The organism is Pseudomonas sp. TH21, assembly GCF_016651025.1.
GTDB classification, from domain to species: domain Bacteria; phylum Pseudomonadota; class Gammaproteobacteria; order Pseudomonadales; family Pseudomonadaceae; genus Aquipseudomonas; species Aquipseudomonas aylmerensis.
Genome location: NZ_JAEKEQ010000001.1, coordinates 2,464,453 through 2,488,616, shown reverse-complemented (window position 1 = coordinate 2,488,616; position 24,164 = coordinate 2,464,453). Strand labels below are relative to the sequence as shown.

General features: G+C 62.1%; 22 protein-coding genes. 12 read left to right on the top strand and 10 right to left on the bottom strand.

Going from position 1 to position 24,164, the window contains the following annotated elements; genetic code table 11:
- Positions 1 to 56: 56 nt before the first annotated feature.
- On the top strand, positions 57 to 1,361 hold the full coding sequence (locus JFU04_RS11225) for a cation:dicarboxylate symporter family transporter (protein ID WP_065906053.1): 1,305 nt from the start codon (positions 57 to 59) through the stop codon (positions 1,359 to 1,361).
- A gap of 12 nt (positions 1,362 to 1,373) precedes the next feature.
- Complete coding sequence (locus JFU04_RS11220) at positions 1,374 to 2,765, top strand: class II fumarate hydratase (RefSeq protein ID WP_201144089.1); 1,392 nt, start codon at positions 1,374 to 1,376, stop codon at positions 2,763 to 2,765.
- Positions 2,766 to 2,827: 62 nt separating this feature from the next.
- On the opposite strand, the gene JFU04_RS11215 is transcribed toward JFU04_RS11220, so the two are convergent.
- The 6 genes from JFU04_RS11215 to urtA form a co-directional block, all read right to left on the bottom strand.
- Positions 2,828 to 3,910, bottom strand: a complete 1,083-nt coding sequence (locus JFU04_RS11215) for a hypothetical protein (protein ID WP_201144088.1) — start codon at positions 3,908 to 3,910, stop codon at positions 2,828 to 2,830.
- A gap of 341 nt (positions 3,911 to 4,251) precedes the next feature.
- Entirely contained in the window at positions 4,252 to 4,941 is a 690-nt protein-coding gene (gene urtE, locus JFU04_RS11210) for an urea ABC transporter ATP-binding subunit UrtE (protein ID WP_046383753.1), read from the bottom strand.
- 10 nt (positions 4,942 to 4,951) lie between these two features.
- A complete protein-coding gene (gene urtD / locus JFU04_RS11205) occupies positions 4,952 to 5,710 on the bottom strand; it encodes an urea ABC transporter ATP-binding protein UrtD (RefSeq protein ID WP_025855702.1) in 759 nt (252 codons plus the stop codon).
- A complete protein-coding gene (gene urtC / locus JFU04_RS11200; protein ID WP_201144087.1) occupies positions 5,707 to 6,870 on the bottom strand; it encodes an urea ABC transporter permease subunit UrtC in 1,164 nt (387 codons plus the stop codon). The genes urtD and urtC overlap by 4 nt, the downstream gene beginning before the upstream one ends.
- A gap of 10 nt (positions 6,871 to 6,880) precedes the next feature.
- Positions 6,881 to 7,798, bottom strand: coding sequence for an urea ABC transporter permease subunit UrtB (gene urtB, locus JFU04_RS11195; protein ID WP_065906044.1), 918 nt, complete (start codon positions 7,796 to 7,798; stop codon positions 6,881 to 6,883).
- A gap of 170 nt (positions 7,799 to 7,968) precedes the next feature.
- On the bottom strand, positions 7,969 to 9,177 hold the full coding sequence (urtA, locus tag JFU04_RS11190) for an urea ABC transporter substrate-binding protein (RefSeq protein WP_065906042.1): 1,209 nt from the start codon (positions 9,175 to 9,177) through the stop codon (positions 7,969 to 7,971).
- A 260-nt stretch (positions 9,178 to 9,437) separates the two neighbouring features.
- Here urtA and JFU04_RS11185 point away from each other — a divergent pair, with 260 nt between their 5' ends.
- Complete coding sequence (locus tag JFU04_RS11185) at positions 9,438 to 12,860, top strand: ATP-binding protein (RefSeq protein WP_207200650.1); 3,423 nt, start codon at positions 9,438 to 9,440, stop codon at positions 12,858 to 12,860.
- The gene (locus tag JFU04_RS11180; RefSeq protein ID WP_065906038.1) at positions 12,835 to 13,500 is read left to right on the top strand and encodes a response regulator; all 666 of its coding nucleotides are present in this window, start codon (positions 12,835 to 12,837) and stop codon (positions 13,498 to 13,500) included. Before JFU04_RS11185 ends, JFU04_RS11180 begins: the two co-directional genes overlap by 26 nt.
- Positions 13,501 to 13,620: 120 nt before the next feature.
- On the opposite strand, the gene JFU04_RS11175 is transcribed toward JFU04_RS11180, so the two are convergent.
- Positions 13,621 to 14,451 carry an IclR family transcriptional regulator gene (locus JFU04_RS11175; protein ID WP_065906036.1) on the bottom strand — a complete coding sequence of 277 codons (831 nt, stop codon included), beginning with the start codon at positions 14,449 to 14,451 and terminating at the stop codon, positions 13,621 to 13,623.
- A 243-nt stretch (positions 14,452 to 14,694) separates the two neighbouring features.
- On the opposite strand from JFU04_RS11175, the gene JFU04_RS11170 reads away from it, so the two are divergent.
- The 7 genes from JFU04_RS11170 to JFU04_RS11140 are packed head-to-tail and all read left to right on the top strand — an operon-like array spanning position 14,695 to position 21,134.
- Positions 14,695 to 15,723 (top strand): ABC transporter ATP-binding protein, encoded by a 1,029-nt coding sequence (locus tag JFU04_RS11170; protein ID WP_065906035.1) that lies wholly within the window; start codon positions 14,695 to 14,697, stop codon positions 15,721 to 15,723.
- Positions 15,720 to 16,565, top strand: coding sequence for an ABC transporter permease (locus JFU04_RS11165; RefSeq protein WP_065906033.1), 846 nt, complete (start codon positions 15,720 to 15,722; stop codon positions 16,563 to 16,565). Before JFU04_RS11170 ends, JFU04_RS11165 begins: the two co-directional genes overlap by 4 nt.
- A gap of 4 nt (positions 16,566 to 16,569) precedes the next feature.
- A complete protein-coding gene (locus JFU04_RS11160) occupies positions 16,570 to 17,364 on the top strand; it encodes an ABC transporter permease (protein WP_065906030.1) in 795 nt (264 codons plus the stop codon).
- On the top strand, positions 17,364 to 17,654 hold the full coding sequence (locus tag JFU04_RS11155; protein ID WP_065906028.1) for a (2Fe-2S)-binding protein: 291 nt from the start codon (positions 17,364 to 17,366) through the stop codon (positions 17,652 to 17,654). Before JFU04_RS11160 ends, JFU04_RS11155 begins: the two co-directional genes overlap by 1 nt.
- Positions 17,651 to 18,994, top strand: coding sequence for an FAD/NAD(P)-dependent oxidoreductase (locus JFU04_RS11150; protein ID WP_201144086.1), 1,344 nt, complete (start codon positions 17,651 to 17,653; stop codon positions 18,992 to 18,994). The genes JFU04_RS11155 and JFU04_RS11150 overlap by 4 nt, the downstream gene beginning before the upstream one ends.
- Entirely contained in the window at positions 18,991 to 20,088 is a 1,098-nt protein-coding gene (locus JFU04_RS11145) for an NAD(P)/FAD-dependent oxidoreductase (RefSeq protein ID WP_201144085.1), read from the top strand. Before JFU04_RS11150 ends, JFU04_RS11145 begins: the two co-directional genes overlap by 4 nt.
- A 14-nt stretch (positions 20,089 to 20,102) precedes the next feature.
- Complete coding sequence (locus tag JFU04_RS11140) at positions 20,103 to 21,134, top strand: ABC transporter substrate-binding protein (protein ID WP_106804317.1); 1,032 nt, start codon at positions 20,103 to 20,105, stop codon at positions 21,132 to 21,134.
- 4 nt (positions 21,135 to 21,138) lie between these two features.
- Here the strand turns inward: JFU04_RS11140 and JFU04_RS11135 are convergent, their stop codons facing one another.
- Positions 21,139 to 21,615: a hypothetical protein gene (locus JFU04_RS11135; RefSeq protein WP_242485891.1), complete on the bottom strand. Its 477-nt coding sequence runs from the start codon at positions 21,613 to 21,615 to the stop codon at positions 21,139 to 21,141.
- A gap of 8 nt (positions 21,616 to 21,623) precedes the next feature.
- Complete coding sequence (locus tag JFU04_RS11130; RefSeq protein WP_201144083.1) at positions 21,624 to 22,538, bottom strand: NAD synthetase; 915 nt, start codon at positions 22,536 to 22,538, stop codon at positions 21,624 to 21,626.
- A gap of 185 nt (positions 22,539 to 22,723) precedes the next feature.
- On the opposite strand from JFU04_RS11130, the gene JFU04_RS11125 reads away from it, so the two are divergent.
- Positions 22,724 to 23,212: an Hcp family type VI secretion system effector gene (locus JFU04_RS11125; RefSeq protein ID WP_201144082.1), complete on the top strand. Its 489-nt coding sequence runs from the start codon at positions 22,724 to 22,726 to the stop codon at positions 23,210 to 23,212.
- Positions 23,213 to 23,297: 85 nt separating this feature from the next.
- Here the strand turns inward: JFU04_RS11125 and nadE are convergent, their stop codons facing one another.
- On the bottom strand, positions 23,298 to 24,113 hold the full coding sequence (gene nadE / locus JFU04_RS11120) for an ammonia-dependent NAD(+) synthetase (protein ID WP_201144081.1): 816 nt from the start codon (positions 24,111 to 24,113) through the stop codon (positions 23,298 to 23,300).
- Between the last annotated feature and the right edge of the window lie 51 nt (positions 24,114 to 24,164).

Genomic DNA, 24,164 nt, shown 5'->3' with positions numbered 1-24,164 from the left:
CAGGGGGTTACCTGCGCTTTACGTCGCCGAACCATAACAACAATGAGATCACAGACATGTCATCCACCCCCGCAAAAAAACCGCTCTACAAGGACCTGACCTTCCAGGTCGTCGCCGCGATGTTCCTGGGGATCGCCTTCGGCTTTCTCGCCCCGGAACTGGCTGCCAGTTTCAAGATCCTTGGCGATATCTTCCTCAAGCTGATCAAGACCGCCGTCGCGCCGCTGGTGTTTTTCACCGTGGTCCACGGCATTGCCTCGGCCGGCGATATCAAGCGCGTCGGCAAAGTAGGCCTGCGTGCATTGATCTACTTCGAAGTGGTGTCGACCATCGCCCTGGCCATCGGCCTGTTGTGGGGCAACCTGCTGCAGATCGGCTCCGGCATGCATGACGCCCACCCGAGCGCCGCTGCCGCTGCCGCCACCACCGCCGCGGTGGCCAAGGGGCACGCACCGGCCTCGACCATGGACTTTATCTACGGCATTTTCCCCGACAATTTCGTCGGCGCCTTCGCCGGCGGCCAGCTGTTGCAGGTGCTGGTGATCTCGGTGTTGTTCGGCTTCGCCCTGCTGGCCCTCAAGCCCGAGCGCCGCGAAGTCATCGAAGATGGCCTGAACCGCATCTCGGAGTGCTTCTTCGAGTTCATCAACCTGATCATGAAGTTCGCGCCGCTCGGCGCCTTCGGCTCGGTGGCCTATGCGGTCGGCAGCAACGGCACGGCGGTGCTGATGTCCCTGGCCAACCTGGTGTTGATGTTCTACGTCGGCATCGCGTTCTTCATCTTTGTGGTACTCGGCGCGGTGTGCCGCCTGAGCGGCTTCAGCCTGTGGCGCTTCCTCACGTATATCAAGGATGAAATCTTCATCGTGCTCGGTACCGCATCGTCGGAAAGCGCGCTGCCACGCCTGCTGCAGAAGCTCGAGAAGTTCGGCTGTTCCAAACAGAGCGTCGGCCTGGTGCTGCCCACCGGCTATGCGTTCAACCTCGACGGCACCTCGATCTACATGTCGCTGTGCGTGCTGTTTATCGCCAACGCCTACGGCGTGCCGCTGAGCTGGGAACAACAGCTGGGCATCATCGCGATCATGCTGGTGACCTCCAAGGGCGCGGCGGCAGTGTCGGGTGGCAGCTTCGTGGTGTTCGCCGCCACCGTCACGGCCATCGGCGTGCTGCCGGCCGAAGGCCTGGCGCTGTTGTTCGGGGTGTACCGCTTCATGTCCATGGCCATCGCCACCTGCAACACCATCGGCAACAGCGTGGCCACGGTGGTGGTGTCGAAATGGTCCGGCGAGTTTTCCCAACAGACCGCCCAGGATGAATATCAACGTGTCCTCGGCCGCCCCGCCGGCGCGGCGCTTTAACGGAGCATAGGGATGTCCAGTACACGAATCGAACACGATGCGTTCGGCCCCGTCGAAATCCCGGCCGACCGCCTGTGGGGCGCACAAACCCAGCGGGCCCTGCAGGTCTTCGGCAGCAAGCAGCCGTTTCCCGCCAGCCTGATCCGCGCCTTCGGCCAGCAAAAGCGCGCCTGTGCCCGCGCCAATGCGCGGCTCGGCACACTGGCCCCGGCCCTGGCGGACGCCATCGAACAGGCGGCCGAGGCCTTGGCCGACGGCGCTTTCGACCAGCACTTCCCGCTGTCGATCTGGCAGACCGGCTCCGGCACCCAGACCAACATGAACGCCAACGAGGTGATCGCCAACCGCGCCAACCTGATGCTGGGAGGTGAACTGGGCAGCAAGTCACCGGTGCACCCCAACGACCACGTGAACCGCTCGCAGTCGTCCAACGACAGCTTTCCGACGGTGATGCACCTGACCACCGTGCTGGAACTGCGCGGGCGCCTGCTGCCCGCGCTGGGCCAGCTGCACAACGAACTGAAGGCCAAGGCCGACACCTGGCAGGACGTGCTGAAAATTGGCCGCACGCACCTCATGGATGCCGTGCCGATGAGCCAAGGCCAGGCATTTGGGGCGTTTGCCCAGCAGATCCAGCACGGCATTGCACGCCTCGAAGGTTGCATGCCGCGCCTGTGCCTGTTGCCCCAGGGCGGCACGGCGGTGGGGACCGGCTTGAATACGCCGGTGGGATTCGATGTGGCGTTCTGCGAAGAAATCAGTCAGCTCACCGGCGTCGCCTTTGCAACCAACCCGTGCAAATTCGAAGGCATGGGCACTCACGATGCGTTGGTGGAAGCCTCCGGCGCGCTGAACGTGCTGGCCGTGTCACTGACCAAGATCGCCAACGATATTCGCCTGCTCGGCTCGGGTCCGCGTTGCGGCCTGGGGGAATTGATCGTGCCGGACGATGGCCTGACCTCCTCGATCATGCCCGGCAAACGCAACCCGACCATCGCTGAAGTGCTGGTGCAGGCGGCCATGCAGGTCATGGGCAATCACACCACCATCACCCTGGCGGGCGCGTCGAGCACGTTCGAGTTGAATGTGGCCAAGCCGGTGCTGATCCACAATCTGCTGCAATCGATCGAGGTGCTGACGGACGCCGTCAGCCTGTTCAGCCACAGGTTGCTCAGTGGCCTGGAGGTCAATCGCGCGCAACTCGCGCACAACGTCGAGCATTCGCTGTTGTTGGCCACGGCACTCAACCCGGTGCTGGGCTATGACCGTGTGGCGCAGATCACCCGCAAGGCTGCGGACGAGGGGCTGACACCGAAGGAAGCGGCGGTCCGGTTGGGGTTGATCAGTGCCGAGGCATACGCCCAGCACGTACGGCCGGAAGCCATGATCCGCCCAACACCCTAGCGGGCGGCGACGCCTGAAGGACGCGAGGTGCCACCGACGTGATCGGCGGCACCCTGCGCAGGTCAACGGGGGCGCTCGTCGTCCCGCTCTTTCTTGATCATGTACTTCAGGTTGTCCAAATCGAATCGCTGGTCCTTGTACCCAGGATTACCTTTGTCATCCACGCCGATATCGGTGTCTTCCAGAAGCTCTTTGCGCTGCAGAAACTCAGTCGCTGCCTGGCGCGCTGCTGGGGTGTAGGTTTTATTCGAAGGCACTAACCCAGCGGCTTGTTTCAGTTCCTTGAAGTTGACATAGTTATCACCATCACCGTACTCGACAAAGTGCTTTTTAATCGTTTCAAGCAGCTCTGAGTTACTCATGTTTTCGAATCGATTGGAGGCATTTGCCAGGTCCTGCCGAGTAAAACTGCCATCCAGTTCGCCGGTTTTACCTTCATCATATTCTCTAAACCAACTGCCATTATCCAGCAATGCCTTTGCAATATTCATCTCATCCTCAGTCGCCGGGGTACCGTCCAGGCGGTGACCTGCAGCCACTGCATTCAGCGACCTGTCGGTGATATAGCCCGGTTTGCCCGGGTCTTCCAAGGAACTGAAGCGGGTGAGTACTCGGTTGCTGAAGTCTTCCTTATTAAGGTCGCTATACGAGTTGCTTTTATCATCCGGCATCCCGTAACCCGGCGCGCGCTGGTAGCTAGGCCGCTGCGGCGAGAAGCCTGGATCTTCATAACGCGGCGCGGGTCCGGAATATTGCGAGGGAAATTGCTGGTTGACCCTGTGTTGTTGCATGGCGCCGTTATATTGGCCCCCGCGCACCGGCGGCATGGACAGTGCCTCCTGCGCCTCAAGAACATCAATAGCAGCAGATACGTCGCCGTGACTGATATACCCATCTTCCTGGCCGCCATGATTAACTGAATCGAATAACGTTGCTATTTCCGGAATGCCGAGAATCACTTTAGCCAACTGGGTCATATCATTGTCCCAAGGATTTCTCATCGGGGCACGATTGGCCTTTTCACTGAGTGAATCTATCGTGACAAAACCCGATCTACCTGCGGTGAAATAATTAAAATTATCTGAAGATTTCTGCGCGATACCGGACCACGGAGCATTCGCATAAGGGTTATAAGAACCCCTCATTCCACCATCAGGGGGGACTGACATTAAGCCCATGCCGGAAACCGCCCGACAGTGGGGTTGTTGGGGATAACACAGGTCCATAGTTACACCTCAGGTCATGGAGTCGATAGATGCCAATCCAATAAAGCTGCTCGACGGATTAACGTCCCACTCTGTGGCCACTGACAACACGCCAGTTCCAAAGACCCGAGGCAAACAGACAACTCAGCACCGGAAAAGGACTCGGACAGGCTCAGCATACGGCCCGAGCAGCACGCCGATAAAACCTGGCATGGCTGTAGGAAAACGCCTGGAACAAACACGCTTCCTCGCAACCCAACGATCACTTTTGCAGCCGCAGTTCACACCGACAAATACCGGCTGATGGTCGCTTCATCTACCCTATCCCGCGTCTCCTCAATCACAAACCGGCCCTTCTCGATCACCAGGAAACGGTCGGCGATCTCCAGGGTAAACGACAGCACTTGCTCCGACACCACTATGGTCAGGTCGCGCAGGTTGCGAATCTCCTTCAGCGTGCGCGCGATGTCCTTGATGATCGACGGCTGGATGCCCTCGGTCGGTTCATCCAGCAGCAGCACCTTGGGATTGGTCGCCAGCGCGCGGGCAATCGCCAGCTGCTGTTGCTGGCCACCGGACAGGTTGCCGCCCTTGCGCGACTGCATGTCGTAGAGCACCGGGAACAGCGCATACAGATCCTCCGGCACCTTCCCGCGTGCCGACGCCGGCAGGCCGGTCTGGATGTTTTCCAGCACCGTCATGCTCGGGAAAATCATGCGCCCCTGCGGCACATAAGCGATGCCGCGTTCCACCCGCTCATGGGTTTCCAGCGCCGACACATCGTGCCCATCCACGCTGACCTGGCCTTTCCACTGCGGCAGGATGCCCATCAGGCTCTTGAACAAGGTGGTCTTGCCCATGCCGTTGCGGCCCATCACCGCGACGATCTCACGCTTGGCCACGTTCAGGTCCAGGTCGTGGAGGATCTGGCTCTGCCCGTAGCCGCAGGACAACTGGTCGATCTTGAACATGCCCGCTTCCTCAATGGCCCAAATACACTTCGATGACTTTAGGGTTGCTTTGCACCGACTCCATGCTGCCCTCGGCCAGCACCTTGCCCTGGTGCAGCACGGTGACCTTGTGGGCGATGCTCTTGACGAACTCCATGTCGTGCTCGATCACCAGCACCGATCGGCCCTGGCTGATGCGATTGAGCAGCTCGGCGGTCTGCGCGCGTTCGTTGACACTCATCCCGGCCACCGGCTCATCGAGCATCAGCAACTCGGGGTCCTGCATCAGCAGCATGCCGATTTCCAGCCACTGCTTCTGTCCGTGCGACAGCAGGTCGGCCTGTTGCTGCAGCAGGTCGCCGAGGAAGATTTCCCGCGCAACTTCTTCCACCCGCGCGATCACCTGGGCGTTGCGTTTGAAGAACAACGCGCCCCACACCTTGCGCCCGGCCGGGTAGGACATCTCGAGGTTCTCGAACACCGTGAGGTTCTCGTAGATCGACGGGTTCTGGAACTTGCGCCCGACGCCGGCGCGCACAATGTTGTACTCGCGCATCTTGGTCAGTTCCTGGCCGTCGAACTGGATGCTGCCGCTGGTGGCGCGGGTCTTGCCGCAGATCAGGTCGAGCACCGTGGTCTTGCCGGCGCCGTTGGGGCCGATCACCACGCGCACTTCGTTGCGGTCGATGTACAGGTTGAGGTTGTCGACCGCCTTGAAGCCGTCGAACGACACGGTGAGGCCTTCGATGGCCAGCACCGGTTTTTTCATTTCAAAGCCGACGGCGGTCATGGCTGGGTCTCCAGGATCTTGCTTTTAGCCTTGGATTTAACCGACGGGCTCGCCGGAGTCGCCGCTACGGGTTTGCGCCGCAGCACTTTGGCCAGCGCCTGGCGCCCATGGCTGTCCCACAGGCCGGCCAGGCCGTTGGGGAAGTACATGACCACGGCGATAAACAGCCCGCCCATGAGGTACAGCCACAACTCGGGGAAAGACTCGGAAAAGTAGGTCTTGCCGTAGTTCACCAGCAGCGCGCCATACACCGCGCCGAGCAGTGACATGCGCCCGCCCACCGCGGCGAAAATCACCATCTCGATCGACGGCACGATGCCCACGAACGACGGCGACATGAAGCCCACCTGCAAGGCAAACATCGCCCCGCCGATCGCCGAGAACGCGGCGGCTACGCAGAATACGAAGATCTTGAAGCTGGCCACGTCGTACCCGGAAAACCGCACGCGTTCTTCCTTGTCGCGCATCGCCATCAGCAGCCGGCCGAGCTTGGACGCGAGGATGAAACGGCCAATGAAGATGCAGCCGAACAGCAAGCCGGCGTTGATGAAGTACAGGATCAGCTTTGCGCTGTCGGTGCGCAGGTCCCAGCCGAGCAGGGTCTTGAGGTCGGTGATGCCGTTGACGCCGCCGGTCAGGCCTTGCTGGCCGACGATCAACACGGTGAGGATCAGCGCAATCGCCTGGGTCACGATGGAGAAGTACACATCGCCCACGCGCCGCTTGAACAGCGCCATCCCGATGATGAACGCGAGCAGCACCGGCACCGCGATCACCGCCACCAGGGTAAAGCTGAAACTGTGGAACGGCTGCCACAGCCAGGGCAGTTCGGCGATCTGGTTCCAGTCCATGAAGTCCGGGATGCCAGGGGTTGACTGGATCTTGGTGCTCTCGGGGTCCGAGGCTTCCAGCTTGAGGAACATCGCCATGCAGTAGCCGCCGACGCCGAAGAACACGCCCTGCCCCAGGCTGAGAATGCCGCCATAGCCCCAGCACAGCACCAGGCCCACGGCGACGAACGCGTAGGTCAGGTATTTGCCGACCATGTTCAGCCGGAACGCGTCGAGGGTCAGCGGAAATACCACAAGGATCAACAGCGCCAGCAGCACGATGCCGATCAGGTTTTGCTGGCCGCCCAGCAGCTTGTCTAAAGCCTTCATCTGCTCGCCTCTACTTGCGCACTTTGATGGAGAACAACCCTTGCGGGCGCAGCATCAGGATCAGAATCACCGAGGACAGGGTGAGTACCTTGGCCATCGAGCCACTGAGGAAAAACTCCGACAGCGATTGGGTCTGGGCGATCACGAACGCCGAGGCGATGGTGCCGAACAGGCTTTGCGCGCCACCGAACACCACCACCAGGAAGGTGTCGACGATGTACTGCGATCCCGCCGTCGGCCCGGTGGAGCCGATGGTGGTGAACGCCGCGCCCGCCACACCGGCGACGCCACAACCGAGGGCGAAGGTCATGCGGTCGACCTTGCGCGTGTTGATGCCCACCGCGCGGCTCATCAGGCGGTTCTGCACCGTGGCGCGCACCTGCAGGCCCCAGCGCGAGCGGTAGAGCATGATGAAGATCGCACCGGTCAGCAGCAGCGTCAGGCCCATCATGAACAGGCCGTTGCGCGGGATCTCGATGGCATCGGTGAAATTCACCGAGCCCATCAGCCAGGCCGGTGGTTCGGCGCTGACCTCACGGGCGCCGAACACCGAGCGAAAGGTTTGCTGCATCACCAGCGACAGGCCCCAGGTGGCGAGCAAGGTGTCCAGCGGGCGCTTGTACAAGCGGCTGATCATCGCCCATTCCACCAGCCAGCCGATGGCCCCGGCCACCAGGAATGACAGGCCGATGGCGAAGAAGAAGTAATAGGGTTGGAAGCTTGGCGCAAAGTGCGCGGTGAGGCTGGAGCACACGTAGGTGGTGTAGGCGCCGATGGTCAGGAACTCGCCGTGGGCCATGTTGATCACGCCCATCTGCCCGAAGATGATCGCCAGCCCCAATGCCATCAGCAACAGCACGCAGAACACGGACAAGCCGTTGAACCCCTGCATCGCCGCGATGGCTCCAAATTCCGATAGCCATTCCATGATGATGGTCTCCTGAGCGGGAGGTAATGATGAAAACCAAGGTCTGCTTTTGATTTATGTGGGAGCGGGCTTGCTCGCGAATGCGGTGCATCAGTCAAACCATCTGTGAATGACACTGCGCTTTCGCGAGCAAGCCCGCTCCCACCTTTAGATCAGCGCCAGATCCAGGCTTATTGATAGCCCTTCGGAAACGGGTTCGGCTCGATCAGATCCGACTCGTAGATCACCTTGAACTGGCCGTTGGGCTGCACTTCACCGATGCGCGACTTGCTCCACAAGTGATGGTTTTCGTGGATCTTCACGTAGCCTTCCGGCGCGGTTTTCAGCTCGATGCCCGGCGAGGCGGCGACGACTTTATCCACGTCGAAACTGCCGGCCTTCTCGACCGCTGCTTTCCACAGCCATGGGCCGAGGTAGGCCGCCTGGGTCACGTCGCCGATCACCGCGTCCTTGCCGTACTTGGCCTTGAAGGCTTCGACGAAGGCTTTGTTGTTGGGGTTGTCCAGGCTCTGGAAGTACTTCATCGAGGCATAGAAACCGGCCATGTTTTCGCCGCCGATGCCGAGCAGTTCGTCTTCGGTCACCGACAGGGTCAGCAAGGTTTGCTTGGACGAATTCACACCTGCCGCGTTGAGCTGTTTGTAGAACGCCACGTTGGAGCCGCCGACCACCGCCGCGAAGACCACGTCCGGTTTCTTCAGCTTGACCTTGTTGATCAGCGAACCGAACTGAGTGTTGCCCAGCGGGTAGTAGTCTTCGCCGACCACGGTGCCGTGCAGCACGTTTTCAATGTGCTTGCGCGCGATCTTCATCGAGGTGCGCGGCCAAATGTAGTCGGAGCCGACCAGGTAGAACGTCTTCGCGCCCTTGGTCTTGGCGATCCAGTCGAGGCTGGCGAGGATCTGCTGGGTGGCTTCCTGCCCGGTGTAGATCACGTTTTTCGACTGTTCCAGGCCCTCATAGAAGGTCGGGTAGTAGAGCAGGCCGTTTTCTTTCTCGAAGATCGGCAGCACAGCCTTGCGCGAGGCCGAAGTCCAGCAGCCGAACACGGCGGCGACCTTGTCGTTGACCAGCAGCTTCTTGGCCTTTTCGGCGAAGGTCGGCCAGTCGGAGGCGCCGTCTTCCTGAATCACCTTGATCTGCCGTCCCAGGATCCCGCCCGAAGCGTTGATCTGCTCGATGGCCAGGCGTTCGGCCTGGATCGAACCGGTTTCGGAAATCGCCATGGTGCCGGTGGCCGAGTGCAACTGGCCGACGGTGACTTCAGTCGGGGTCACGGCCAGGCCTTCGTTATCGGCCAGCACGCCCTGGCTGAACAGTGCGGCCGCCAGCAAGGACAAGGCCAACAGGGGTTTGGAGCGGATCAATCGTGGTGCCATGGGGCGACTCCTCTGCAATGAGGGGTCCAGCATGGCGGCGGCCGGCCAGCACGGGTATACGCAGCCTGACGTAACGGCATACGTCATTTGACGTATGCCACTGCGCACCATTTTCGAGCAGGATCCCGCCCGCCCTGACAGCACCGATCAATGCGGGAGCTGGCTGGCCTGCGATGGCGGTGTATCCATCGACTTCCCATGCCTGACCTACCGCCATCGCAGGCAGGCCAGCTCGCACATTTTGAATCGGGGCACGGAACTTGCTCATCCACCTTGCCCACTCCCCGGAGCCATCCCACCGTGCACCCCTCCCCGGCACCCAGCGCATCGTCAAGATCCGCCGCGACTACAACACCTGGGTCGCCGACGAGACCATGGAAGACTACGCCCTGCGCTACACCCCCAAGTCCTTTCGCAAATGGTCGGAGCTGCGCATCGCCAACACGGCCCTGGGCGCGGTGTCCTTCCTGGCTCTGGAAGCCATCGGCGGCGTGCTGGCCTTGAGTTACGGCTTCACCAATACGTTCTGGGCGATTCTCGCCATCAGCCTGGTGATCTTCCTCACCGGCCTGCCCATCAGTTACTACGCGGCGCGCTATGGCGTGGACATGGACCTGCTGACCCGTGGCGCCGGCTTCGGCTATATCGGCTCGACCATCACCTCACTGATTTACGCCAGCTTCACCTTCCTGTTCTTCGCCCTGGAAGCGGCGATCATGGCCCTGGCGCTGGAGCTGTATTTTCATATCCCGCTGGCGATCGCCTACGTGATCTGCTCGCTGCTGGTGATCCCGCTGGTGGCCTACGGCGTGACGTTGATCAGCCGCCTGCAGCTGTGGACGCAACCGGTGTGGCTGCTGTTGCTGGTGCTGCCCTATGGCTTTGTGTGGTGGAAAAACCCCGACGCCTTCAGCGACTGGACCAGCTTCGTCGGACGCAGCGGCGATGGCGGCGGCTTCAACCTGCTGGCGTTCTGCGCCGCCTGCACGGTGGCGCTGTCACTGGTGACGCAGATCGGCGAGCAAGTGGACTACCTGCGCTTCCTGCCGGAAAAAACCGCCGCCAACCGTAAGCGCTGGTGGGCCGCCCTGCTCTGCGCCGGCCCTGGCTGGATCATCCCCGGCGCGTTGAAAATGTTCGCTGGCGCGTTCCTCGCGTTCCTCGCCTTGCAACATGAAATCCCCATGGAACGCGCCGCCGAGCCGACCCAGATGTACCTGGTCGCATTCCGGTACGTGTTCAGCTCGCCGGAATGGGCGCTGGGCGCGATGGTGCTCTTCGTGTTCATCTCGCAGATGAAGATCAACCTGACCAATGCCTACGCCGGCTCCCTGGCCTGGTCGAACTTCTTTGCCCGCGTGACCCACAGCCATCCGGGCCGCGTGGTGTGGCTGGTGTTCAACGTGGCCATCGCGCTGATGCTGATGGAGCTGGGCGTGTTCGATGTGATCGACCAGGTGCTGGGGCTCTACGCCAATATTGCGATTGCCTGGATCGGCACGCTGGTCGCTGACCTGGTGATCAACAAACCGCTGGGGCTGTCGCCCAGGCACATCGAGTTCAAGCGCGCGCACCTCTACGACATCAACCCGGTGGGCGTCGGCTCGATGCTGGTCGCCTCGTTGCTGTCGATCCTCGCGCACTTCGGGCTGTTCGGCAGCCTGGCCCAGGCCGCGCCGCCGTTCGTGGCGCTGGGCACGGCCTTGATCATGGCGCCGCTGTTGGCCTGGCTGACGAAAGGCAAGTACTACATCGCGCGCACCAGCGACCTGCAACTGATCCACCCGGTGGCGCCCGCCACCCACGCGGTGTGCGGACTGTGCAGCAACCCGTTCGAAACCGCCGACATGGCGTTCTGCCCGGCCTACAGCACGCCCATCTGCTCGCTGTGTTGTTCACTGGACGCACGTTGCGGCGATCGCTGCAAACCCCACGCGCGCCTGGTCACCCAGTTCGAAGGCGTGTTGCGCTGGCTGCTGCCGACTACCCTGATGCCGCGCCTGCACACACGGTTGGCCCATTACCTGGGGTTGCTGCTGGTACTGGAGCTATTGCTCGCCAGCGCCCTGGCGTTGATTTACGTGCAGGCGGCCCAGGGTTTGCCGCACTCCGAGACCTTGTACCAAGCGTTCTTCAAGGCCTTCCTGACCCTCTCGGTACTGGCCGCCGTGCTCGCCTGGTGGGTGGTGCTGACCCGCGAAAGCCGGCGCGTGGCCCAGGAAGAGTCCGACCGCCAGACCTTGCTGCTGATGCACGAAATCGACGCCCACAGCCTCACCGACCAGGCCCTGCAACACGCCAAGGAAGCCTCCGAAGCCGCCAACGCCGCCAAGAGCCGCTATGTCACCGGGCTGTCCCATGAGCTGCGCACGCCGCTGAACAGCATTCTCGGCTTTACCCAAATCCTGCAGCGTGACGGCGCCATGCCCGAGCAGCACCAGGACGCACTCGCGACCATCCTGCGCAGCGGCTCGCACCTGTTGTCGCTGATCGACGGCCTGCTGGATGTGGCCAAGATCGAGGCCGGCAAGCTGCGCCTGGAACTCACCGAAATCCCCTTCCCCGAACTGATCCATGACCTGGAGCAGATGTTCACGCCGCAAGCCCAGGACAAGGGCCTGCGCTTTCGCCTGGACTGCGTGGGCAAGATCCCGGCGGTGGTGCGCGGTGACGAAAAGCGCGTGCGCCAGATCCTCATCAACCTGCTCGGCAATGCGGTGAATTTCACCGACAGCGGCGAGGTGTGCCTGCGGGTCAGCTACAGGCGCGAGACTGCCAATTTTGAAATCATCGACACCGGCATCGGCATTGATCCGGGGCAGATCGAGCGGATTTTCCAGCCGTTCGAACGCGGCGACCTGATGCGCCAGGACAAGGGCGTCGGCCTCGGGCTGACCATCACGCGCATGCTCACCTCCTTGATGGGCGGCGAGCTGCGCGTGACCAGCGAACTGGACAAAGGCACCTGCTTCCAGGTGCGGCTGTTTCTGTCCCAGGTGCGCGCGCCGCAGGCGGTGGTGCATGTGGAACACGACATCATCGGCTACCAGGGCGCGCGTCGGCGCATCCTGGTGGTGGACGACCATGTGGACCATCGCAAGGTGCTCAGTGGCATGCTCACGCCGTTGGGCTTTGAGGTGGTGCAGGCCAGCAACGGCCAGGATGCGATTCGCCAGGTGGCGCTGCTGGCCCCGGACCTGATCCTGATGGACCTGTCGATGCCGACCCTGGACGGCTACGAAACCAGCCGCCTGATCCGGCGCAATGCGCTGTGCACCGCGCCGATCATCGTGATCTCCGCCAACGCCTTTACCGACGACCGCGAGCGCAGCATCGCCGCGGCCTGCAACGACTACCTGGCCAAGCCGGTGCGCACCCCGGAACTGCTCGGGCGCCTGCAACAGCACCTGGACCTGCAGTGGCTGCGGCGCACCAAGACCTTCACCGCACCGCCGCCGCCCAGCGTATTGCCCAGCCCTGAAGACCTTGCCGCCCTGGCGGAACTCAGCGCCATCGGCTATGTACGCGGCCTGCACGCCAAACTCGACACGATCCTTGCACACCGCCCCGATGCCGAACCGTTCATCACCAAGCTGCGCGGGCTGCTCAAGGGCTTTCGCCTGGATGAACTCAACCGAACCCTCAAGGAGGCCGCAGATGAATGCACTCACCCACAGCACTGAACCCGGCGTGGTGCTGATCGTCGACGACACCCCGGACAACCTGGCATTGCTCTGTGACGCGCTCGACGACGCCGGCTACATGGTGCTGGTGGCCCTGGACGGCCTCAGCGCGTTGAACCGCGTGCAACGCCGGCGTCCGGACCTGATCCTGCTGGACGCGATGATGCCCGGCCTGGACGGTTTCGAAACCTGTCGCCGGCTCAAGGCAATGCCGGCCAGCGCGGATGTGCCGGTGGTGTTCATGACCGGGCTGACCGACAGCAAGCACGTGGTGCAAGGCTTCGAGGTGGGTGGCAGTGACTACGTGACCAAACCGATCCAGACCGATGAGGTACTGGCACGGGTGGCGGCGCACCTGCGCACGTCACGCATCTTGCTGTCGGCGCGGGAGGCGACGCAGCCGAATGTGCTGACGCTGGAGGATGAGCCGGCACAGCGGCTGCTGTCGGCCAGGTTCCAGTTGACCGAGCGTGAGGTGGAGGTCTTGCGCTGGGTCGCGTGCGGCAAGACCAATCGGGATATCGGCGACATCCTGGGGTTGAGCCCCAGGACGGTGAACAAGCATCTGGAGCATGTGTATGTGAAGTTGGGGGTGGAGACCCGGACGGCGGCGACATCCGTGGCCCTGGCCGCGATCTGAACAATGGGGGAGCGGGCTTGCTCGCGAACGCGGTGTGTCAGTGGACATATCCATGACTGACCTGTCGCATTCGCGAGCAAGCCCGCTCCCACACTGGTTCTTCATCGTGGCGGAGAGGGGTTACCCACCGAAGGTCTGCGACGGCCTGCGCAGGGTCGGATCGAACGGGTTGATCCTCGGCCCAATCGCCGCGGCTTCGCGCTTGAGCAATTCAACCACCATTGGCAAGCGGCTCGGCCCCAACCGATCACTGATGGTCGCCACACTCAGCGCCGCCACCGCGTGGCCGTCGCGATTGAGGATCGGCACCGCCAGGCCCGCCATGCCTTCCAGCACCCCGGTATTGCGCGCCGCATAACCCAGGTTGCGCACGTTCTCGACCTCCGAGCGCAGCAGCACCTCGTCGTACAGGTGAAAGTCCTTGAGCCGTGGCAGGTTGTAGCGGATCACCGTCTCGCGCTCTTCTTCCGGCAGGAACGCCAGGATCGCCAGGCTGCCCTGGCCCACGCCCAGCGCCACCCGCCCGCCGATGTCGCCGGTGAAGGTACGGATCGGGTACGGCCCTTCGCTGCGGTCGAGGCAAATCGCATCGAAGCCACTGCGCGCCAGCAGGAACAGCGAATCACCCAATGACGCACTCAGGCGCAGCATGCTCGGCCGCACCAGGTCGCGCAGGTTGCCGGTCTTGCCCGCGTTCGCCGCCAGCGCAAAGAACTCCAGGCTCAAGCGATAGCGCTTGCTGCGCGCATCCTGCTCGACCATGCCCTCATCCATCAGGCTGCGCAACAGGCGGTGAGTGGTGGGCTGGGACAGGCCAACCTGTTGCGCAAGTTGGGTCACGCGTTCGCCACCTTCCGGCACCTCGCCCAGGGTGCGCAGCAGCGCAAACAGTCGGGGGACTCCGCCGGCGCCGACTTCCCGGGCATTTTTATTCCGCTCAGTGGAATCCATATCACGTGATCTCTTAGAAAATTCTGGTGAGTGAATAAAAACGAAAAAAGTAGTTCATTGAGTGAAATTCCATCTTCCGCCCATCCTAGTCTTCGTCCTAATCTGCGTCCACAGGGGCGAAATGAACAACTAACGGCAGCCGACTCAAGATCGAGCGCCAACGCACCGGCAACACCTCATTCGCATCTGCCCAAAACAAAAAAGCGCGTTTCGACGCGACTCAAAAAAAGGTGGAACGCAGACATGGCATTTCTCCAACTCAACGCCTTGAGCAAACGCTACGGCGCCGTCGACGCGGTGGTCGCCACTGACCTGGCGGTGGAAAAAGGCGAGTTCGTTTCGCTGCTCGGCCCTTCCGGCTGCGGCAAAACCACCACTCTGCAAATGATCGCCGGTTTCGTCGATGTCAGCGCCGGGCAGATCCTGCTCGACGGGCGCGACATCACCCACGCCAAGCCCGCCAGCCGTGGCCTGGGGGTGGTATTCCAGAGCTATGCGCTGTTCCCGCACATGACCGTGCGCGACAACGTCGCCTTCGGCCTGAAGATGCGCAAAGTGCCGTCCGCCGAGATCGCCAGCAAGGTCAAGACCGTGCTCGAACTGGTGCGCCTGGCACCCCACGCCGAGCGTTACCCACGGGAGCTGTCCGGCGGCCAGCGCCAACGCGTGGCCCTGGCCCGCGCCCTGGTGATCGAACCACCGGTATTGCTGCTCGATGAACCGCTGTCCAACCTCGACGCCAACCTGCGCGAAGAGATGCAGTTCGAGATCCGTCGCATCCAGTGCGCCGTCGGTATCACCACGTTGATGGTGACCCACGACCAGGCCGAAGCCCTGTCGATCAGCGACCGCGTGGTGGTGATGCAGGCCGGCCGCGTGACCCAGATCGACGCGCCGTACAAGCTCTACGAACACCCGCGTACGCGCTTTATCTCGGACTTCGTCGGCAAGGCCAACTTGCTCGCCGGTGATTACGATCAACTGGGTATCCCGCAAGTGCGCCACGAAAGTGGCGACGGCGAACTGGTCCTGAGCCTGCGCCCGGAAAAGATCAGCCTGGTGCAAGCCGGTGCCGGGCGCTTGCAGGGCAAGGTGCTCGACCGCTACTTCTTCGGCAGCCAATGGCTGTACCGCATCCACACCCCTCTCGGCGAAATCACCGTGGTGCGCAGCAATGACGGCAGCGCGCCGCTGGGCTGCGGCGCGGCGGTCGGCCTGGAGTGGCAGGCCGAGCTGCTGCGGGTACTGGCGGCGGATGAGGTGCACGCATGAGTCGCGGCTACTTGCTTTCGCTGCCGGCCCTGCTGCTGTTTACCGGGCTGCTGATCCTGCCGCTCGGGCTGACACTGGTGCTGTCGTTCAACGTGTTCGACTACCAGGTCGGCGTCAAGGGCGATGAATGGACCCTGGCCCACTACCTGGCGCTGTTCAGTGACTCGTACTTCTACGAGATCTTCTGGCGCACCTTCTGGATCAGCGCGCTGGTGACCCTGCTGTGCGTGGTGATCGGCGTCCCCGAGGCTTACATCCTCAGTCGCATGGGCACGCCATGGCGCTCTATCTTCCTGATCCTGATCCTCACGCCGCTGCTGATTTCGGTGGTGGTGCGCGCCTTCGGCTGGAGCCTGCTGCTGGGTGCCGACGGGCTGGTCAACCAAGTGATCCAGGCCCTCGGCGGGCGCCCGGTGAAGCTGCTGTACACGCCATTCGCAGTGATCATCGCGCTGGTGCACGTGATGCTGCCGTTCATGATCATTCCGGTGTGGACCTCGCTGCAAAAGCTCGACCCGTCGGCTGAACAGGCCGCACTGTCGCTGGGTGCAAGCCAGGCCACGGTGATGCGCAGGATCGTGTTGCCCCAGGTGATGCCCGGCGTGCTGTCCGGCACCCTGATCGTGTTCGGCCTGGCCGCCAGTTCGTTTGCGATTCCCGGCCTGCTTGGCGGACGACGCCTGAAAATGGTCGCCACCGTGGTGTACGACCAGTACCTCTCGGAACTCAACTGGCCCATGGGCGCCACCATCGCGGTGGTGCTGCTGTTGGTCAATCTGCTGATCATGCTGAGCTGGAACCGCATGGTCGAAGGCCGCTATAAAAAGTCCCTGGGGGTTTAAGCGCATGTCCAGAAACGGTCCTTTGGCCCTCGGCTTTCACGGCCTGGTGGTGCTGTTCATGATGGCGCCGCTGGTGGTGGTCTGCCTGGTGGCCTTCACCCCGGAAAACACCTTGAGCCTGCCCACCTCGGGCTTCTCCCTGCGCTGGTTTCGCGCAGTGTTCGAGCGTGCCGACTTTATCCAGGCGTTCTACAACAGCCTGATCCTGGCGTTTACCGCCGCGACCCTGGCCACCTTGATTGCCGTGCCGGCGGCCTTGGCGATCAGCCGATACTCGTTCCCGGGGCGCAACTTTTTCAGCGCGTTGTTCCTGTCGCCGATCATCATTCCGCACCTGGTCCTGGGCGTGGCGATGCTGCGCCTGTTCGCGCTGATGGGCGTGAACGGCAGCTTCACCTGGCTGATGCTCGCGCACGTGGTGATCATCACCCCGTATGTGCTGCGCCTGGTGCTGGCAGCGGCGATCGGTATTGACCGCAGTGCCGAACAGGCGGCGGAGTCCCTGGGCGCCGGGCGCTTCACGCTGTTTCGGCAGATCACCCTGCCGATGATTTTGCCCGGCGTCGCCGGTGGTTGGCTGCTGGCCTTCATCAACAGTTTCGATGAGGTGACGCTGTCGATCTTCGTCAGTTCGCCGGCCACGCAGACCCTGCCGGTGCGCATGTACGTGTACGCCACCGAGTCCATCGACCCGATGATGGCGGCGGTGTCGGCGTTGGTGATTGCGCTGACGGCGGCGACCATGATTCTGCTCGACCGGGTCTACGGCCTGGACCGCGTGCTGGTGGGGAAACATTGATGGCCTTGTTCAAACGATTGGCCGAAACCACGCGCCCTGCCCTGGCCTTTACCCTGGATGGACAACCCGCCACCGGCTTGCTCGGCGACACGTTGCTGACCGCCGTACTGACCTGCGCCGAGCACCTGCGCGGCAGTGATTTCAGCGCCGAACGCCGCGCCGGATTTTGCCTGATGGGCGCCTGCCAGGATTGCTGGGTGCGGCTTGAGGATGGGCGCCGCGTGCGGGCCTGCTCGACGCTGCTGGAAGAAGGCCAGGCGATCAGCCGCGAGCCGGGGCGCCAGCTATGAAGCCGGTGGTGATTGTCGGTGCCGGCCCGGCAGGGATCAGCGCTGCGCGCACCCTGCTCGACCATGGCATCAAACCCTGCCTGGTGGATGAAAGCCTGCGCGGCGGCGGGCAGATCTATCGGCGCCAGCCGGCAAACTTCCAGCGTACGGCCAAGCAGATCTACGGGTTCGAGGCGCGCAAGGCCGAGGCCGTGCACCGTACGCTGGATGAACTCGCGCCGCTGATCGACTACCGCCCGCAAACGCTGGTGTGGAACGCCGAGGATGGGCGCCTGGACATGCTCAATAACGGGCGTGCCGAGAGCGTCGAGTATGCGCGGATCATCGTCGCCACCGGCGCCACCGACCGCATCCTGCCAGTCCCGGGCTGGACCTTGCCGGGGGTGTACAGCCTGGGCGCGGCGCAAATCGCCTTGAAGTATCAGGGCTGCGCGATTGGTGAACGGGTGGCTTTTTGTGGCAGCGGACCGTTGCTGTATTTGGTCGCGTACCAGTACGCCAAGGCCGGCGCCCAGGTGGTGGCAGTACTCGACAGCGCGCCGTTCAGCGCGCAATGCCGTGCAGTGCCGGCGCTGCTCGGGCAACCGCTGACCTTGGCCAAGGGCTTGTATTACCGCGCCTGGCTGACCGCTCACGGCGTGCCCGTGCACCAGGGCGCGACGCTTCAACAGATCGACGGCGAGCAACGCGTGCGTGGCATCCGCTGGGACCAGCAGGTGCTGGAATGTGACGCCGTGGGCTTCGCCCATGCCTTGCGCAGCGAGACACAGCTGGCGGACTTGCTCGGCTGTGAGTTTGCCTGGAGCGCGTTGAATCGCGCCTGGTTGCCGCAACGCGACGGCGCCGGACGCAGCAGTGTGAGCGACGTGTACCTGGCCGGCGATGGCGCTGGAATCATGGGGGCAGACGCGGCAGCAATGGCCGGCGAACGCGCAGCCTTGGCGGTGCTGGAAGATTCAGGCATTGCCATCGATCATCGCCGCCCGGCTGAGCTGGAACAGCGACTGGCGGCTATCCAGCGCTTTCGCCATGGCCTGGAAACCGCGTTCCCGTTCCCTGAAGACTGGGCTGCGCAGGCGCCGGATGCGTTGATCCTGTGCCGCTGCGAGGAAGTCAGCGTCGGTGATGTGCGCGCCGTGGTCGATGAAGGGCATTGGGAAATCAATCGGGTCAAGGCGCATTGCCGCGTCGGCATGGGGCGCTGCCAGGGCCGCATGTGCGGGCTGGCGGCGGCGGAAATCGTCGCCGAGCGCAGCGGTCGCGCAGTTGAAAACGTCGGCCGCCTGCGTGGCCAGGCTCCGATCAAGCCGTTGCCGTTCGGCGTGGAGGTGCAGCCATGATCGACGTCATCGTACTCGGCGGCGGCATTGTCGGCGCTTCGGCAGCCTTGATGCTGGCGCAGAAGGGCCAGCGCGTGGCCCTGGTGGAGCGGGATTTTTGCGGTTCGCATTCCAGTGGTGTGAATTACGGCGGCGTGCGCCGACAAGGCCGGCCGCTGCATCAGTTACCGCTGTCGCAACGCGCCCATGCGCTGTGGTCCGACTTGCCGGGATTGATCGGCATCGACGGCGAGTACGTGCGTTCCGGACATCTGAAACTCGCGCGCAGCGCGGCGGATTTTGCTGCGCTGCAAGCCTATGCCGAGCACACCCGAGGCTTTGGCCTGGGCTTGCAATTGCTGGACTACGCCGAGCTGCGCGCACGCTTTCCCTGGGTCGGCGATATCGCCGTGGGCGCTTCGTTGTGTCCGGAAGACGGGCATGCCAACCCGCGACTGGTGTCTCCGGCTTTCGCCCGTGCCGCGCAACGCCTTGGCGCGGCGGTCCACGAGCAGGCCGAAGTGCTTCAGGTCGAACATGACGGCCAGCGCTTTCAGGTGCGCTGCGCCAACGGCCTGCACTTACAGGCGCCGTGGTTACTCAATTGTGCCGGCGCCTGGGCCGGCACCGTCGCTGCGCACTTTGGCGAGCCGGTGCCGATTACCTCGGCGCATCCGGCGATGCTGGTCACCGAGCCATTGCCGATGGTGATGAACGTGAGCACCGGCGTCGAAGGCGGCGGGATTTATGCGCGGCAGGTCGCCCGCGGCAATTGCATCCTCGGTGGCGGGCGCGGTTTTGCCCTCGGCCCGCTGACGGCGCGCCCTGGCCAGGCCGCAGTGCTGGAGATTCTGCGCAATGCCGGCGAGTTGTACCCGTTCCTCAAGGGCGCCCAGGCGATTCGCACCTGGAGCGGCACCGAAGGTTACCTACCCGATCACGAACCGGTGATCGGTCCCAGCAGTACCCAACCGGGCTTGCTCCACGGTTTCGGCTTTGCCGGCGCCGGGTTCCAGCTCGGCCCCGCGGTCGGTGAAGCCCTGGCAGAGATTGTCTGCGACGGGGCCAGCCGCCAACCCATCGAAGCGTTTTCCATCCGTCGTTTCCAAGCCTGAGAGGAAAAACCTCCATGAACCTCCGTATTGCGCTGTCCTGCTTGTCCCTCGCCTTGCTCACCACCACCGCAAACGCCGCGCCGACGCTGTACCTGGGCATGAATGGCGGCACCATGGAACGTGTGTACGCCGACAAGGTGCTGCCCGCATTCGAGAAGGCCAACAACGTCAAGGTGGTGATCGTGCCTGGCACCTCGTCGGACATCCTCGCCAAGGTCCAGGCCAACAAAGACAACCCGCAGATGCACGTGATGTTCCTCGACGACGGCATCATGTACCGCGCTATCTCCATGGGCCTGTGCGACACGTTGGCGCCGAGCCCGACCCTGGAGCAGATCCCGGCCAAGGCGAAAATCAAGCAGCAGGCCGTGGCCGTGACCCTGGGCGTCACCGGCCTGGGCTACAACGCCAAGATGTTCAAGGAAAAAGGCTGGGCCGCGCCCACCTCGTGGATGGACCTGGCCGACCCGCGCTTCAAGGACAAAGTGGTGTTCCAATCCCTGGCCTCGTCGACCTTCGGCCTGCACGGCTTCTTGATGTTCAACCGCATCCAGGGCGGCGATGAAACCAACGTCGACCCGGGCTTCAAGGCCTGGCCGAAAACCGTTGGCCCCAACGTACTGGAATACATCGCCAGCTCGGCGAAAATCTCCGAGATGGTGCAGACCGACGAAGCGGCGATCTTCCCCCTCACCCCGACCCAGGTCACCACCCAGAAGTTGCTCGGCGTGCCGATGGAATATGCGCAACCGAAGGAAGGCGCGGTGGTGCTGAACGTGGCTGAATGCGTGATTGCACGCAATGACCAGCCGGAACTGGCGCAGAAGCTCGCAGCATTTTTGCTGACCGCCGAGGCCCAGGCACCGGCGCTGGAAGAAGGCGACCAGATCCCGTCGAACCCCACCACACCGACCACCGACAAGACCCGCGCACGGGTGGAGGCGATGCAGGGTTACTTGCAGACGGCGATTTCGATTGACTGGGACCAGGTGAACCAGGCGCGGCCGGAGTGGAATGCAAGGTGGAGTCGGTCGATCGAGCGGTAACGCCTTATAACCGCTCCTGGCGCCGATTCTTCTGGCGTTGGGTGCGGATTATTCTACCGATACGTTGGCGTTCTTCGCGCAGTTCTACCCACTCGTTACGGGCTTCCCGGTGGCGTTTACTGTTGAGCAATAGCAGGGCGAGCAGTGGGAACAGGATGCCTGACACATAGAAAACTGTGTGAGGGCGATAGGCGATAGTCGGGAGAACGCCGACCAAGCACAAGAGCATCAAGATGACCGGAATGTAGATCCATCCTAGATAGCCACGGACAACCATGAAGTTGCAGTGGGCGATAAGAAAAGACGCAACGAGTACTGAAAAATAGGAATACCTGAGGCTTTCGCTAACAGGTAGCACTTCAAAGTAACTGTCGATCATCATCGGTATGCCGATGACGAGAGTGAGCCCCTGAGCAAAAAGTGCCCCCATAGAAACAGGAAAATAGCGCTTCAAATAACGCAAGAGTTCCTTATAGGTCATCAGAAATATCATTCTTCAAACGCCTCATATAATCCCACGGCAATCGTTCGGAAATTGCCATTTACAATGCTACCCCCCGAAGTCAATGAGGCACCTATGACATCCTTGATCTGGGTAACAGTGGCATGACGAAGACTCGCAGGGGTAAATCGCTTGGGTAAATCACCTGCCAGCTGTTTCAACTTCATCATTTTCGAAGTCAACTGCGGATGTTGAATACTCAATAACTCCTTCGTCAACTTTGCTCTTTCCTGTCGAGTAAGCCCCCTGAGTACTTGATACCAACCTTTGCCTGTGGCTGCCTTCGTCAAATTGACGAGTTTGACAGTTGTTAAGAAGGAGGTACCAGCACCTACAAGCGCAACAGCGTCCAACGCAGCGGTCGCGTGTTGATACCAAGGATCACTGTCCAGCAAATGATTTTTCGAGGGATCGGTCAACTCGTTGTATACACGGTACCCACCCACAACGCATTGAACGAAACTGGCCGTCGCAGATGTGTAGCCAACAGCCGCAACCACCGAACTGATACCGCCAGTAAATGGAATTGCAGCGGTACCACTGACAGCCACAAGCCAACCTAAAATAGCACTGCCGCATGCGAACCCCATCCCTAACGCCTCAAACACGAGTTGCGATTCCCTAGGCTCCTGCTCCAACCGCCGGACAAAATCCAACCGCGCCATCGACCTCGGCATCTCGCGCAAAATCACGCGTTTGGGCAGCACACTGCAGATCGGTTGAAACTCGCGCAACGTCACCGGCCACAACTGTGAATCGAGGTACACCACCCCTGCCCCGGCAATCGCCGGATCAGCGTCGATCACAGCAAACAATCGACGCAGGTCAATGCTGCTTTCTACCCGCTCACGGGTGGTGAGGTGGGCCTTGGGGAATCCGTCCTTCAATACGCTGGTAGCCATTCCTTTACTCCAGAATTCTCAAGAGCGCAGAGCGTAAAGAATCAATATCCACCAGGAATGTAGGAAGGTTTCCTTTTTCAAGACAGGCACTTCTCGATCTCGCCTCAGAGCCTTGTAGTCAATCCTGGGAATGGGAAAAGTACGCCCCGCGCCACTACCGGCGAACGATCAAACAAGGACCGAAGATGGCGATCGATATGTTTTTGAAGCTGGGAGATATCAAGGGCGAGTCCAGGGATCAGGCGCATCGGGATGAAATCGATATCACCCGCTGGGGCTGGAGCCTGTCTCAGTCTGGCTCGATGCACAGCGGCACGGGCGGCGGCGCCGGTAAGGTCAATATGGCGAATATCGCGATTGAAAAGAGCCTGGATAAATCCACGCCAAACCTGATGATGGCCTGTGCTACCGGCAAGCATTATCCGGAAGCCCGCATTGTGGTGCGCAAGGCTGGAGGCGACAGCAGTGTGGAGTATCTGCTGATCACCTTGAAGGAGGTTATGGTTGCCTCTTACGAGACACGCGCAGCGGCGTCCAACGATGTGCTTACGGAAGAAATCAGCCTTAACTTCGCCAAGTTGGAAGTCAGTTACCAGCCGCAGAAAGCCGATGGCGGCAAGGATGGCGGGCCGATCCGGTTCGGCTGGAACATTCGCGAGAACAGCAAACTGTAGGCGCGGCCAGCGAGAAACGACAACGATAACGCGGGCATGCTGGAAGTGCGCGGTGCCGATGGGTTTTTCGCTGGCGAGCCGGCGCCTACGAGGGAGTGATGGGCAGTGCGCGTTTGTGGGCGGTCTTGAGGTAGGCCTGCTCGATAAGGCTCCTCACTCGTTCGCTCACCGGCTCGCCCATCAGGTAGGCGTCAATCTCTGCATAAGTACAGCCGTAGGCGTGTTCGTCCGGTTTGCCCGGCACCAGCTCTTCCAGGTCGGCGGTCGGCAGTTTGTGCACCAGCATCGCCGGGGCACCGAGGGCGCTGGCCAGCAGGCGTACCTGGGTCTTGGTCAGCCCCGAGAGCGGCGCCAGGTCGCAGGCGCCGTCGCCGAATTTGGTGAAGAAACCCATCAGCGCTTCGGCGCCATGGTCGGTGCCGACCACCAGGCCGTTGTGCAGGTTGGCCACCGCGTACTGGGCGATCATGCGGGTGCGGGCCTTGACGTTGCCCTTGATGAAATCCACGTGGCTGGCGCTGGCTTGGTTGGCGTCGAGGCTGGCCATCAGGCCGTCGACGCTGGCGGCGATGTTCAGGGTCTCGATGTGGTCCGGGGCGATGAAATCCAGCGAGGCCTGGGCATCGCTTTCATCGGCCTGGGTTCTATAGGGGAGGCGCATGGCGATAAAGCGCGCGGCGTAGTCCTCATTTCGCAGTTGCTCTACCGCCAACTGGCACAGGCGGCCCGCGGTCAGCGAGTCGACACCGCCACTGATGCCCAGTACCAGGGCCTTGCAGCCCGACTGGCGCAAGGTGGTCTTGATGAAGTCGATGCGCCGCTGGACCTCTTTGGCTTCATCGCCCTCGCCCAGTTGCCGATCGATATTCAGTTCCTGCGCGATACGTTCTTGGGTTTGCATATCACACCTCTGTATTGCCGGGATTGACCTGTGGGAGCGGGCTCGCTCGCG

What these genes read in the sequence shown, in the direction of transcription:
- JFU04_RS11180 (WP_065906038.1), top strand. Translation starts at nt 12,835, where the DNA reads ATGAATGCACTCACCCACAGCACTGAACCCGGCGTGGTGCTGATCGTC.
- urtC (WP_201144087.1), bottom strand. Translation starts at nt 6,870, where the DNA reads ATGAAGGCTTTAGACAAGCTGCTGGGCGGCCAGCAAAACCTGATCGGC.
- JFU04_RS11145 (WP_201144085.1), top strand. Translation starts at nt 18,991, where the DNA reads ATGATCGACGTCATCGTACTCGGCGGCGGCATTGTCGGCGCTTCGGCA.
- JFU04_RS11215 (WP_201144088.1), bottom strand. Translation starts at nt 3,910, where the DNA reads ATGAGGGGTTCTTATAACCCTTATGCGAATGCTCCGTGGTCCGGTATC.
- JFU04_RS11225 (WP_065906053.1), top strand. Translation starts at nt 57, where the DNA reads ATGTCATCCACCCCCGCAAAAAAACCGCTCTACAAGGACCTGACCTTC.
- JFU04_RS11140 (WP_106804317.1), top strand. Translation starts at nt 20,103, where the DNA reads ATGAACCTCCGTATTGCGCTGTCCTGCTTGTCCCTCGCCTTGCTCACC.
- urtA (WP_065906042.1), bottom strand. Translation starts at nt 9,177, where the DNA reads ATGGCACCACGATTGATCCGCTCCAAACCCCTGTTGGCCTTGTCCTTG.
- JFU04_RS11165 (WP_065906033.1), top strand. Translation starts at nt 15,720, where the DNA reads ATGAGTCGCGGCTACTTGCTTTCGCTGCCGGCCCTGCTGCTGTTTACC.
- urtE (WP_046383753.1), bottom strand. Translation starts at nt 4,941, where the DNA reads ATGTTCAAGATCGACCAGTTGTCCTGCGGCTACGGGCAGAGCCAGATC.
- JFU04_RS11170 (WP_065906035.1), top strand. Translation starts at nt 14,695, where the DNA reads ATGGCATTTCTCCAACTCAACGCCTTGAGCAAACGCTACGGCGCCGTC.
- urtB (WP_065906044.1), bottom strand. Translation starts at nt 7,798, where the DNA reads ATGGAATGGCTATCGGAATTTGGAGCCATCGCGGCGATGCAGGGGTTC.
- nadE (WP_201144081.1), bottom strand. Translation starts at nt 24,113, where the DNA reads ATGCAAACCCAAGAACGTATCGCGCAGGAACTGAATATCGATCGGCAA.
- JFU04_RS11220 (WP_201144089.1), top strand. Translation starts at nt 1,374, where the DNA reads ATGTCCAGTACACGAATCGAACACGATGCGTTCGGCCCCGTCGAAATC.
- JFU04_RS11160 (WP_065906030.1), top strand. Translation starts at nt 16,570, where the DNA reads ATGTCCAGAAACGGTCCTTTGGCCCTCGGCTTTCACGGCCTGGTGGTG.
- JFU04_RS11130 (WP_201144083.1), bottom strand. Translation starts at nt 22,538, where the DNA reads ATGGCTACCAGCGTATTGAAGGACGGATTCCCCAAGGCCCACCTCACC.
- JFU04_RS11175 (WP_065906036.1), bottom strand. Translation starts at nt 14,451, where the DNA reads ATGGATTCCACTGAGCGGAATAAAAATGCCCGGGAAGTCGGCGCCGGC.
- JFU04_RS11125 (WP_201144082.1), top strand. Translation starts at nt 22,724, where the DNA reads ATGGCGATCGATATGTTTTTGAAGCTGGGAGATATCAAGGGCGAGTCC.
- JFU04_RS11155 (WP_065906028.1), top strand. Translation starts at nt 17,364, where the DNA reads ATGGCCTTGTTCAAACGATTGGCCGAAACCACGCGCCCTGCCCTGGCC.
- urtD (WP_025855702.1), bottom strand. Translation starts at nt 5,710, where the DNA reads ATGACCGCCGTCGGCTTTGAAATGAAAAAACCGGTGCTGGCCATCGAA.
- JFU04_RS11150 (WP_201144086.1), top strand. Translation starts at nt 17,651, where the DNA reads ATGAAGCCGGTGGTGATTGTCGGTGCCGGCCCGGCAGGGATCAGCGCT.
- JFU04_RS11135 (WP_242485891.1), bottom strand. Translation starts at nt 21,615, where the DNA reads ATGACCTATAAGGAACTCTTGCGTTATTTGAAGCGCTATTTTCCTGTT.